General features: G+C 39.1%; 10 protein-coding genes. 4 read left to right on the forward strand and 6 right to left on the reverse strand.

Translation table 11 applies throughout. The annotated features are described in order from the left end of the window. Positions 1 to 104: 104 nt before the first annotated feature. Positions 105 to 1,514 (forward strand): POTRA domain-containing protein, encoded by a 1,410-nt coding sequence (locus Q0Q74_RS11700; protein ID WP_294431052.1) that lies wholly within the window; start codon positions 105 to 107, stop codon positions 1,512 to 1,514. Between the two features lie 16 nt (positions 1,515 to 1,530). Here Q0Q74_RS11700 and Q0Q74_RS11705 read toward each other — a convergent pair whose 3' ends face one another. Further along, positions 1,531 to 3,234 (reverse strand): radical SAM protein, encoded by a 1,704-nt coding sequence (locus Q0Q74_RS11705; protein ID WP_294431053.1) that lies wholly within the window; start codon positions 3,232 to 3,234, stop codon positions 1,531 to 1,533. A 154-nt stretch (positions 3,235 to 3,388) separates the two neighbouring features. Between Q0Q74_RS11705 and Q0Q74_RS11710 the strand changes: the two genes are divergently transcribed. Beyond that, complete coding sequence (locus tag Q0Q74_RS11710; protein ID WP_294431054.1) at positions 3,389 to 4,558, forward strand: DUF4105 domain-containing protein; 1,170 nt, start codon at positions 3,389 to 3,391, stop codon at positions 4,556 to 4,558. A 16-nt stretch (positions 4,559 to 4,574) separates the two neighbouring features. Here Q0Q74_RS11710 and Q0Q74_RS11715 read toward each other — a convergent pair whose 3' ends face one another. The 4 genes from Q0Q74_RS11715 to Q0Q74_RS11730 form a co-directional block, all read right to left on the reverse strand. After that, on the reverse strand, positions 4,575 to 5,612 hold the full coding sequence (locus Q0Q74_RS11715; protein WP_294431055.1) for a peptidylprolyl isomerase: 1,038 nt from the start codon (positions 5,610 to 5,612) through the stop codon (positions 4,575 to 4,577). Between the two features lie 150 nt (positions 5,613 to 5,762). Continuing rightward, complete coding sequence (locus tag Q0Q74_RS11720; protein WP_294431056.1) at positions 5,763 to 6,554, reverse strand: DUF6675 family protein; 792 nt, start codon at positions 6,552 to 6,554, stop codon at positions 5,763 to 5,765. A 113-nt stretch (positions 6,555 to 6,667) separates the two neighbouring features. Continuing rightward, positions 6,668 to 7,105 carry a hypothetical protein gene (locus tag Q0Q74_RS11725; RefSeq protein ID WP_294431057.1) on the reverse strand — a complete coding sequence of 146 codons (438 nt, stop codon included), beginning with the start codon at positions 7,103 to 7,105 and terminating at the stop codon, positions 6,668 to 6,670. Beyond that, positions 7,095 to 7,682, reverse strand: coding sequence for a Gx transporter family protein (locus Q0Q74_RS11730; RefSeq protein ID WP_294431058.1), 588 nt, complete (start codon positions 7,680 to 7,682; stop codon positions 7,095 to 7,097). The genes Q0Q74_RS11725 and Q0Q74_RS11730 overlap by 11 nt, the downstream gene beginning before the upstream one ends. 249 nt (positions 7,683 to 7,931) lie before the next feature. Between Q0Q74_RS11730 and Q0Q74_RS11735 the strand changes: the two genes are divergently transcribed. Together Q0Q74_RS11735 and Q0Q74_RS11740 are read left to right on the forward strand one after the other, a co-directional pair. Next, entirely contained in the window at positions 7,932 to 8,264 is a 333-nt protein-coding gene (locus Q0Q74_RS11735; RefSeq protein WP_294431060.1) for a type II toxin-antitoxin system Phd/YefM family antitoxin, read from the forward strand. Continuing rightward, positions 8,261 to 8,695, forward strand: coding sequence for a PIN domain-containing protein (locus Q0Q74_RS11740; RefSeq protein WP_294431062.1), 435 nt, complete (start codon positions 8,261 to 8,263; stop codon positions 8,693 to 8,695). Before Q0Q74_RS11735 ends, Q0Q74_RS11740 begins: the two co-directional genes overlap by 4 nt. Before the next feature lie 73 nt (positions 8,696 to 8,768). On the opposite strand, the gene Q0Q74_RS11745 is transcribed toward Q0Q74_RS11740, so the two are convergent. Then, the coding region (locus tag Q0Q74_RS11745) for an adenylosuccinate synthetase (protein ID WP_294431064.1) at positions 8,769 to 9,988 on the reverse strand (1,220 nt) is incomplete at its 5' end.

Below are 9,988 nucleotides of genomic sequence, written 5' to 3' on the forward strand. Positions count from 1 at the left end.
ATCGTTGTAGTGAGTATATTGATTTATATTTTTTTGTGCAAGTCATTTTTCATTCAACATAGTTCCATTGAGAAAATCATTGGATTCGAATATACTTTTCTAATATGAAAAAAAATCTTTTTCTTGCCGCTTTCGTACTTTTTTCAGTTTCAGCATTTACGCAGACGGCAGAACCAAAATCAAATGCCCAGCTTGCAAATGACAATGCAGAAATCAGTGCTTCCCAGAAACAGGCAGAAATTACCGAAACTCAGATTCTTAACGAAGAATTCGCTGACAAAAATGAATCAGAATCAGAAACTTTAAATAACTCAATCAATCAAAATCTTACCGTCACAAAAATCAATTTTATCGGCCTTAAAAAAACGCGCAATTCCTACATCCAGTCACGCGTAAAAAAATTCATCGGAAACACCCTCGCTGAAACGGATATGCACGAACTTGAAACGCAAATCCAATTGGAAGGCATTTTCACCGACATCAATATCAGCACAGAACAGATTTCAGACAGCGAAGCTCAAATAAACATTTCTGTTAAAGAAAAAATCACTTTCTTTCCGGTGCCTTTTGCAATATACACAAGCTCCAGCATTGTCGCAGGCGGAGTTGTAATGGACACAAATGCGTTCGGTCAAAAAGATATGTTCGTCTTGGGTGGATTTTATGCGAGCACTGGAAAAACAGCGTTCGCATCCTTCGTAAAAGCTCAAAGAGACTCCAGGGTTCCTGGATTTTCAGTTTTTGCTTCAGGTTCGTTCAGCAGTCCAGAATACACGAATTTTGAAAACGACACTGTTTTAAAACACGATGACAACTGCTACAGTTTAGGAATCACGGTTAGCGAAAAATTGCATGAAAATCTCACGATTTCCAGCGGATTCCGAGTAAATTCTCATGAAAACAGTGATGTGCAGGAATTTCAGGGACTTTCACCCGAATCAATAAAATCATTCACAATTTCTCCGGGAATAAGTTATTCAAAATCAGACTGGAACGGCATTTTTATGTCAACAAATTCAGCATCCCTTTCAGCAGACTTCGGATTCACAAATTCAGACAACAAAGATTTCCAATACCCGATGGGATTTTCGTTTGCAATCAGTGAACAACATTCAATTTTCACACCAAGACTCAGAATGTATCAAAAATATTCAGGGTATTACGGAATTAACAATCACATTTCGGCATATAAAGGTCAGGATGCCGCTTCAGTTTCCCTTCTTTCAAGCCATTTCAGCACGGAACATTTAATCGGCGGTAATGCAGGTCTGGAACTCGCTATCAAAAAATTCAGCTGGGGCATGATTTCACTTTACAGTGACTATCAGATTCTTTACACACAGGATTTCAATCCTCGTGAGCCGGACGATGATTACAAATTCATTCACGGTCCAAACGGCGGGGCTAAATTCTATCTGGCAAAAATCGCTTTTCCGGCAATTGCCTTGGGATTAACTTACAATGTAACTCAAGATTACTGGAAATTCTCTGCCGCACTGGGAATGACTTTTTAGCGACTTTTAGACTTTCTTACACTACCCGCCAATCAGCCCCATTCTTTCCCAAAAAGACTTTTACGCGGCATTTCTGCTTTCCGCAATTTTCTGTAAAAAATTCAATGTCCGTTCCGTATTCACTCATTACATCATCAGGATGATAATTTGTAGTGAAATTTGATTCAGAACCATCATAAGTACAGCGCCCCAAAGCACCGTGCATTTTGATTAAATCTTCTGCAGCAGGATAACAACGATCCAAATGCTTTTCATGAAAACTCTTACGGACAAAATCAAGCTGAAATTCTTCGATTTGCATATCTGTCAGAGAAAGAAGATTGTGAGTTAATTTTTCATCCAGCCAATCTGCAAATTTTTTCAAAAAAACGCTCGGTTTTTCACGCAAAACATAGAGCAGTGGATTGAACCAGGCAACAGCACGCCCTTTTGTATAGAAAAGATTTGTCGCCTGAGCAAGTTTTTCAGCGCGAGCCAGGTCTTTTTCATTAAACTGCGGAGTTTTCAAAACATGATACGGCGGCGTTTGCTCCCATTCCAAGCCAAAGCCTTTTGCCGCATCATGCAAATCCGTTCCAGGAAGAACACTCAGACAAAACAGTTCGAGATTATTAGGATATAAAGAAAGCGCAAAATCAATGCTTTCACAAAATCCATTAAAATTATCGCCCGGCAAGCCATAAATAAGGTCAAAGCCGAATATTACGCCTTCTTCATTCAAAAATCCGATATTCTTTATGAATCGCTTTTTTTCGAGCGTACGGTTAACATTTTTCAAAACATCTGGATTAGCACTCTGCAAGCCGATTTGGAGGCAGCACGGAATACGCGCGAAAGCACGAGCAAGCTCACGGTCAATGAATTCTGCACGCGCTTCAAAATAGAAAAACATGCCCGGTGCCTTTTTTTCGATAATTTTGAGCATTTTTATTGCACGCTCTTTACTTGCATTATAAGTTGGATCAAGCACAAAGACCTGAGAGATATTTTTTTTCGCAAAAAGTTCAATTTCTTTTTCCAGACGCTCTATTGGAAAATAAGCGATTTTTTTTTCGCCTTTTGACTCGTAACAATAAGAACACTTGAACGGACAGCCTCGTGCAAGTTCCCAAAGCGCACCGCCGTATTTTGCAGGATTAAGAGTTCCGTCAAGATATGGAGAAACCGTTACATCAGGAGGCAACGGACACGCCCGAATGATTTCAGTGCGAGCATCACAACTCAAGGATGAATCTCGTGCATAAACGCCTTGAATTTCACATTTTTGGCTTTCAGGATGACAAAGCAATTGTTCCAGCAGTTCCACCATTGCCCGCTCACCCTGACCTGCAATCATAAAATCAAAACTGTTAAATGAAAACGGATTTGCCGTAACTTCAGGACCACCGGCAATGCACACACACTCAGGCAGAATTTGCTTTAATTCAAGGCAAGTTTTTTCAAGAATCACTCGGTTCCAAACATACACACTGAAAGCAAGAAAATCAGGCTTATTCTGTGAAAGACGATTAGCAATCAGCGACGCGACCTTATCATCACCGCCATTTTTTCGTGCAAGACAAATATCCTGCTCTTCGAGCGAAAAATCTACAAGCTCAACTGAAATTTTTTTGTTTGTGCGGGAATCGGCTTTTACAGCACTGGCAATACATGCGGCCCCCAAGGGCAGTCCCTGCGGAGAAGTTTCAACTAAAAGCGTCGTACAGATAAGAGATTTCATTTTATCATAGATTATCATCCTATTCCGTTTCGGTATATAGGCCGTCTATAAATAATTTAACTTTTCGAAAAAGTCTGCTAGCAAGATAAGTGATTTTAGCATAAAATAGAGAGGATATTTAAAATTGGTGTTTAGCACAGCCCGTAATCGTAAAATGTTTTTTACAAGCAAAAAAGCTTCTTCGATTCAGAGATTTTTTCTCACAGTTTTTTTTCTATTGATACCTCAAATTTCTCTTCACGCATATAAGTTTCCGGAAAAGCTTTCAGACAAGGCTAGTATCTCAATTTTAGCAATTAATTATACAGATTTAGCACATTCTCTCTTTTCAAAAAACTGCCTTAGGATTTATGACAAAGAAACAGAATTTGATCAGGTAATTGATTTTGAACACTTTGATAATTTTGATGACACTTTCTTTGTTCTAAAATTCATTTTAAAAGAAAAGAAAGCAAAAATTATAAGTAAGCCATTTTTAACCTTTTATCTTGAGTACGCACAAAAAAGCAATACTAGTTTAACGGAATTAATTTTACAGCTTTCTCCCAACGAAGTCGCTTACATATATTCATTTTTGCGCACAGTTCATAATGCACTCCCTGATTATGAATATGATTTTGATATTTTGGCTAATAATTCGGAAACACATATTTCACAAATTCTTCATGACTGCTATCGAATGGTAGGAAAAGACACTACCGAGCGTTATTCATTCTCTGAGATTTGGGAACACAAAATCCGGCTACACCATATTGAAGATTCATATATTATGATGAGCGATAAAAGAACTATGGATTTTAATGAGCGGGAACAAGCAAACTTCTTCGAAAAAGAAAAATTGTCACTTCTTATTGTTTTAACAATTATTACGGGTATTGTTTTTTTAACAACACTTTACCAAGTATTGGTTTATTTTTTTGATAAGCTATATGTCATTTCAATTTACAAAACTGTACAAATTTTTGATTTTTTGATTTTGTTCATCACAGGTTTTTCTGGATTGGTAATTGTATTTCTTGATGTGTTTTCTGAACAGACGCTTTTTAGAAACAATTTGCAATTCTTGTTTTTGTTTCCCTTGCATCTGCTGGCTGCCTTTAGAATTTTCAAACCAGTGAAAAGAAGAAGATTACAAATTTCCTATTGGTCGTTAGTTTCATTTTTTGCTTTTATTTATATGCTGATTCTATCAATTACTGTTCATGAAATTCCGCTGATTCATTTATTCTTTACACTTCCAATTTTTTTCAGAACACTTTATTTTGATTTTCTGGCAATCGATGTAAAGAACATAAAAAAAGCACCGGCAAAAACCGATGCTTAGTGATTTTAGATTTTGATTATTTTTTTACTTTTGTCAGTTCAATATCAAATGCAAGATAAGCACCACCAGGAATTACCCCAGGAATACCATTTTCACCGTAAGCCTGACTCGGAGGAAGAACGATTGTCCTCTTTTCACCAAGTTTCATATCCTGAACCATGACATCAAATCCAGGAATCATCTGACCGCCAGCAGTTGTGAATTCAAGCGGGCCACGACCTTTAGACTGATCGAAAACCTGACCATTTACAAAGTAACCTTTGTACTCAACTGCAACTGCACGCTTTCCGCCGATTTTCTCGCCAGAACCATCTTTTGTTGTTTTATAATAAATGCCGTTTGGATCTTTGTTGAATCCAGGGAATTTTTCTTCAACCTCTTTAATTTTTGCAGCAGCGGCAGCCTTTGCTCTTTCTGCGGCCTTTGCCTTTGCTTCTGAAGCATGTTTATCAAAATCAGCCTGTGTTGCTGTAAATTTCTTCGCTTCATCCCCTTGTCGGATGATTGTTATTTTTTCAATTTTATCGCCCTGCTGAACAGCGTTTACAACTTTCTGGCTATCCTCATTTACAACCTGACCAAAAATTGTGTGTTTCTGGTTGAGCCATTCTGTTGGAACATGAGTGATAAAGAACTGGCTTCCATTTGTTCCTGGACCAGCATTTGCCATAGCAAGATATCCTGGTTTATCAAAATTCAAGCTTGGATCAAATTCATCAGCAAATCTGTATCCAGGACCGCCACGACCAGAACCTTCTGGATCACCACCCTGAATCATGAAATCAGCAATAACACGATGGAAAGTAAGACCATCGTAAAAATGTTTGCCTTTTGTAGCATCAAGAGTGCCTTCTGCAAGACCAACAAAGTTTGTTACAGTAAGCGGTGTCTGTTTGTAAAAAAGTTCAAGCACAATAGAACCTTTGCTTGTTTCCATAATTGCAAATACACCATCTTTACCCTTTATTGCATTTAATTCTTTGTCCATGGGTTTACATCCTCCAAAAGATATTGCCAGCAAACCGAAGATTGCTGCAAATATTGTTTTTTTCATTTTGTTCTCCTAATTTCGAGATTTGAAAATATATCATTTTTATACAGATTTTTCTATAGGAAACAACGGGCTAGGCTATGTAGCACCGAAGTAGCCGATGCGAAGCATCGCGCTATGAGCGTTAGCGAAGTGCGGAACAGCCGGCACGCGTTAGCGGGCAGCCCCCATTTCTTTAACAAACCATTTATAAATAGAATCCACCCGCGCATTAAAAGAATCTAACATTTTTTCTTCAAGCATAGCGATTCGAGGATAATTAGCCTGAACCATTAGATAAACAAGAAAATGGTCGCCTTCATCAACTACAACAAGATTTATTTTTACATTATGAGCTTTTGCCGCAGTAATAAAACCGAACTTCAGCGGCTCAAAATTGTCAAAGCAGACGCTTACTTCATTTTCACGCTGGCTGTAAGTTAACTCGTACCAACATTTCCCAAATGAATTATCGTCCTGCATACAATAGAGCGTTTTACCATCAGCTGAACCTTGCGTATCATCAGGAATTATGACTCTTTCGTCTGGAGATTTTACCAGATAGGCATCATGATAAAGCGTTTCCCACTTTTTATGCCGATTTGAATAATACTCCGTGCCCTTCATAGTTGAAATCGAGCGAATTACTTTTGAAACCTTATCGATTGAAAAAGACGAAGAATCTTCAGAAAAAGTTCCATCTGATTTCAAATCTTTCTTGTCCAAATAGAAGAGTTTTTCAGTCGTAAGACGCGGTTTATCAGAATTGTTCCAATGAGTAAGTGCTTGAGATGAAAGCTCCGTTTTGGGAACCAATGATAAATTAATTTTGTCATCATTTAAGAAGACATTCTGCAATTCACCAGAGCTTTTTATTTTTTCGAGCAAGTCAGGCGAAACCGATTGAGAATATAGACCTGAAATCGAAAAAAATAAACCAAGCGAAAAATATAAAATTTTTTTCACAAATAAATTCTCCTTGTATTTAAAAATAAAGATAATTATTAATTGTTACGAGAAAAAAGTATTAGACCTGTTCGTAAAACATTGTCGCAAGGCAACCTCACTTTCCGAGCACTCTATTTATCTGTTCTCCAGATTTCTAGCAATCGCTCATCAATAGATTCGATAATATGCCCGTGTTTTAAAGATATTTTTTCTGCAGTGAGTAAATTAAACCAGTAAAAAACATCCCTTAACTTTTCCCCAATTGTTCCAAATCGGGCAATTTTAGAAGCATTTGCTCCTGAAGGCATTATCAGCCTGGAAAGAAAAACCATGCCAACAAGAATACCACTTCGGCGTAATCCAAGCAAAAGTGAATCCAAAGTGACTCTAAAACTACCGAATGATAGTAGAACTTCCCCAGACGGAGACAAAAGTGCGAAAAAAGTGATTGAAAGAATGATAAGAATTGACGGTACGACTCGCACTCGACGGCATTTTATGCAGGCAAGAACGAAAAAAATCAGCACAAATAACCAGATTACAGCAGTCAAAATTATTTCAGATTTCATCAGTTTTCTCCATATCGGTTGAAAAGTCTGCAACCATCTTCAAGCACTCGTTAAACCACTTAGATTTCTGAATAAAAAGCTCCGCGAAAATACCAAGCAAAAGCCCTGTGAGTAAACCTGAAATCAGCAAAATCGGTGCAACATATTTAGTATTTGAACCAAAAAGAAAAAATTTAGCCAAAAGCAGCTGGGTACAAGTGCTTGCAAGAGAACCGAAAAGACTTATTCCGACAGCAGACGCACAATATAACTTTCGTTTGGTAGTCAATTTTCTTGCATCCCTCTTTCCAAAAACCTCATAAATCCCCATCATTGCGATCGCCGAAGAAAAAGACCCGCCAGCCGAAAACAAAAAAATATAAGAAAAAAGCGTTCCTGAAATCACACCTTGAGCGAGCACCTTAAACAGCACAAGCGAAAAAACTTCCCTCCGATTAAGCAAAAACAACGCAAGAAGAATCGGTAAGTTTGCAAGTCCAAGCCGTAGAAAAGGCAATGGCTTAGGAATCGCATTTTCAATTGCAGAGAGAAAAAGGCACAAAGCAGCAAGGAAAGAAATTAGTCTGGCACGAGGCATGAAGACATTATAATAGAAAGAAGTTTGTTTGGTAATGGGCGTAGAAAAATAGGCATAGGAACCGGGGACTTACAATGAGCAACAGTTGTATTAGCCCTGCTCAGATACCTCTTTTAATTATTAATAGGAATAATTATTGCATTTGGAATAAGCCTTTTCGGATTTCTCCTAAGTCTTCACAATTCAATATTTTTAGCTACAAATTTGACAAAGTAGCCACTTAATATTATCATTATGTTGAGGTTCAAAATGAATAGTGTGGCGGTTAAAGAGGCTAAAAACGGTTTTACTCATCTCCTTCATCTTGTCGAAAACGGCGAACCAGTGCAAATTTCTCGACATGGTAAAGCTGTTGCGATTCTGGCTTCGGTGAGTAGTTTTAATGAAGCCAATCAAAATACCGCTTTTGCCGAAAGTCTGATAGCATGGCGGGCAAAATCAGCTTCGGTTCTTTCAAACTCGGAATTTTCAAATTCTGAAATAGAAAAGATTTTCAATGCTGAACGCAAAGTCGAAAATCTTAGTCGGGCAGAAGAAATCTCGAAAATTTCAGAGCTTTGGAGCGAGGGAAAGAAAAAATGAAGCCTATCTATCTTCTCGACACGAACATTTATTCAGAACTCGCAAAACCAAATCCAAACGAAGAGGTAGTCCAAAAAGTCATCCAAAATCAAAAAAGATCTGCGATTCCGGTTGTCGCATGGTCAGAATCTTTGCATGGGGTAAAACGCTTGCCAGAAGGAGTCAGAAAAGAACGGCTCGAAGATTTTCTTTTGAATCAGATTCAGGGATTCTTTGAGATTTTACCTTTTGACTCAAATTGTGCATGGATTTACACCGATTTAAAAGTAAGACTTGAACAAAACGGCACTCCAATGCCAGATTCCGACTTAAAAATCGCTTCCACGGCTATCTCAAACGGAATGATTTTGGTCACGCGGAACACCAAAGATTTTGCCGCTCTAAAAGATTGCAGCACACTAGCCTTTTTAGACTGGTTTTCAGAAAGCTAACTCCCCTTTTATCGAGGAAGGCAAAAAATACGCACCCCAATTTGAGGTGCGTTGTACGGTCAATTTATTAGACTTATTTTTTCCAAGGATTCTCTCGGATGAAAGTTTCGTCTCGCTCGTAACCTACTGAAATAATTCCGACCGGAGTTTTGCAGTAGTCTTCGATGAACTCAACATACTCGCGTGCATTTTTTGGCAAATCTTCATAAGAACGGCATTCTTTGAGGCTTGCCTTCCATCCACCGAACTTTTTGAGGACTGGCTTTGCCTTTTCCATTGCTGGAACGCTTGCCGGGAAGTCTGTAACGATTTTGCCGTCAATTTCGTATGCGATACATGCTTCAATTTCATCAAATGTATCGTAAATGTCGAGGTGTGTAAGAACGAGTGAATCGATTGAGTTTGTGATACAAGCATAGCGGAGTGCTACAAGGTCAAGATAACCACATCGGCGGGCACGACCAGTTGTTACGCCATATTCACGGCCAGTTTTGCGGACATATTCACAAAGCTCGCCTTCGCTTTCGTTATTGAATTCTGTTGGCATCGGGCCGTTTCCAACTCGTGTCTGATATGCTTTGAAAACGCCGAGGATTTTGTCCAGGTCTTTTGGGCCGATTCCACAACCAGTTGCAGCACCAGCCGAGCAAGAAGCTCCAGAAGAAACATACGGATATGTTCCAGAATCGATGTCGAGCATTGCACCCTGTGCACCTTCAAAAAGGATGTTTTCGTTGCGATATTCGAACATCTTTGAAGTCAAATCAACGCGCATTTCGATGAGCTTGTCTTTGTATTTGTTGAGGTAAGCGAGGTTTTCGCCATCAAACTCAGCCATTTTCTCTGGCCAGTCCAAATCTGCGAGGCGGAGACCGTCGCGGTGTGCTTTTTCTGAATATGCGATACCGATTCCACGGCCAGTTGTACCGATTGGGCGTTTGCGTGAAGCATCGCGGTCTTTATCCATCTGTCGGTAGCCAGGAAGAATAATGTGCGCACGGTCAGAAATGAAAACGCGGCCTTCCCAGTCAATTCCGTTGTCTTTGAGCATCTGAAGCTCGTTAAAAAGTGCCTCCGGGTCGATTACCATGCCGGCACCAAGGAAAACTGATTTGTTCGGATACAAAATTCCAGACGGAACCTGATGAAGTGCAAACTGCTTTCCGTCTACAACGATTGTGTGACCTGCATTTGGACCGCCGGCATATCGCACGACATATTTTGCGTCTTCTGCAAGATAATCAACAATCTTTCCTTTTCCTTCGTCGCCCCACTGAGCACCGATAACAACGA

It is taken from the genome of uncultured Treponema sp. (genome assembly GCF_946187725.1).
Taxonomy (GTDB): Bacteria; Spirochaetota; Spirochaetia; order Treponematales; family Treponemataceae; genus Treponema_D.

Coding starts and splice junctions, on each gene's coding strand:
- Q0Q74_RS11700 (WP_294431052.1), top strand. CDS start 105: ATGAAAAAAAATCTTTTTCTTGCCGCTTTCGTACTTTTTTCAGTTTCA.
- Q0Q74_RS11705 (WP_294431053.1), bottom strand. CDS start 3,234: ATGAAATCTCTTATCTGTACGACGCTTTTAGTTGAAACTTCTCCGCAG.
- Q0Q74_RS11710 (WP_294431054.1), top strand. CDS start 3,389: ATGTTTTTTACAAGCAAAAAAGCTTCTTCGATTCAGAGATTTTTTCTC.
- Q0Q74_RS11715 (WP_294431055.1), bottom strand. CDS start 5,612: ATGAAAAAAACAATATTTGCAGCAATCTTCGGTTTGCTGGCAATATCT.
- Q0Q74_RS11725 (WP_294431057.1), bottom strand. CDS start 7,105: ATGAAATCTGAAATAATTTTGACTGCTGTAATCTGGTTATTTGTGCTG.
- Q0Q74_RS11730 (WP_294431058.1), bottom strand. CDS start 7,682: ATGCCTCGTGCCAGACTAATTTCTTTCCTTGCTGCTTTGTGCCTTTTT.
- Q0Q74_RS11735 (WP_294431060.1), top strand. CDS start 7,932: ATGAATAGTGTGGCGGTTAAAGAGGCTAAAAACGGTTTTACTCATCTC.
- Q0Q74_RS11740 (WP_294431062.1), top strand. CDS start 8,261: ATGAAGCCTATCTATCTTCTCGACACGAACATTTATTCAGAACTCGCA.